The sequence below is a fragment of the Endozoicomonas sp. SESOKO3 genome, from assembly GCF_024606255.1.
The window spans coordinates 1-1,158 of record NZ_JAHHPR010000038.1 but is presented as its reverse complement, the minus strand read 5'-3'; the positions used below and the strand labels follow the sequence as shown (position 1 = coordinate 1,158).

1 pseudogene is annotated in these 1,158 nt (G+C 51.3%); it reads right to left on the bottom strand.

The window, feature by feature from the left end:
- Window positions 1–122 precede the first annotated feature (122 nt).
- Window positions 123–1,158 (bottom strand): annotated as a pseudogene (locus tag KDK18_RS00605) (alpha-amylase); the annotation flags it as partial.

The following is a 1,158-nucleotide window of genomic DNA, read 5'->3' as shown; positions in this document are numbered from 1 at the left end:
GTCCAATGATTGCTATCAGCTCTCGTCAGGGGGCTCGTCCGCTGTATAACCAGTACCCATGAAAACTTCACAATCCAAATCATCGGCACAGGTGAAATCATTGCTCTTTCAGATAGCCATTTTCAGCCTCCCAGCCACAATACCTGATAAGGCTTGAGTTGAAGGTCCTGTACCACGGCACCGCCCAGTAAATCGAACCAGCCGACATAGTCTGGCTGGTTCAATGTTTGATGAGCCGATGTCAGGTTGTGTATAGCCACCAGTTTCCGGCGGCCACAGGGCGATGTACGCATGAATGCAAAAATGCCCGGTTCCATATTCAGAATGGTTTGTGAGGCATTGGGATGAAAGCAGGGTTCCTGTTTACGAACTCTGAGATGACTCAGCAGCGATTGGAACACCAGCGACGGTATTGAAACAGGGCTTTCCAAGTCTGGCAATAATTCTTCCAGTAACCACCTGCGACGATTGATAGAGCGGGTTCTGCCGCTGCTCTCTACGCCTGCCAGATCATTAGGCGTGGCAAACAGACTGTGTATATACATAGCAGGTATTCCGCGCATCCCCAGCATGATGAGCTGAGAGCAAATAAATCGCTGTACCTGCCACTGATCCTCGCCTCGTCTGGTCCCTTTCATGGCATCAAACAGGGCAATATTGATCTCATAAGGTGATTCCGTATTGTCTGAAAGGGTGCGCATACTGACGAACCCCCCAAAACGGTGCATGCTGTCGATCAGCTCTGAAACTTCATTCTCCGGGATCAACCCCTTCAGCGGACGCAGGCCTATGCCATCATGGGATGCAGTAAAGTTCAGGACGGTGCAACTCTCTGGATAATCAGGCAGGTCACTGGCCCATTGCACAAGGTATTTCTCAGTGCCCCGATTGAGTGCGTGCAGTATCAGGGGCGGCAGAGCAAATTGATACACCATGTGAGCCTCGTCCTGTTCCCCGAAATAACTGATGTTCTCTTCATGAGGGACATTGGTTTCGGTCAGAAGTGTGCTGCCGGGGCAGGCTTTCTCCATGATCAGTCGGAACAGTTTCACGATAGCATGGGTCTCGGGCAGGCTTATGCAATGAGTGCCCGGTTTCTTCCACAGAAAAGCGACGGCATCCAGCCTTATGACTCTGGAGCCGCGGGCCAGATAAAAG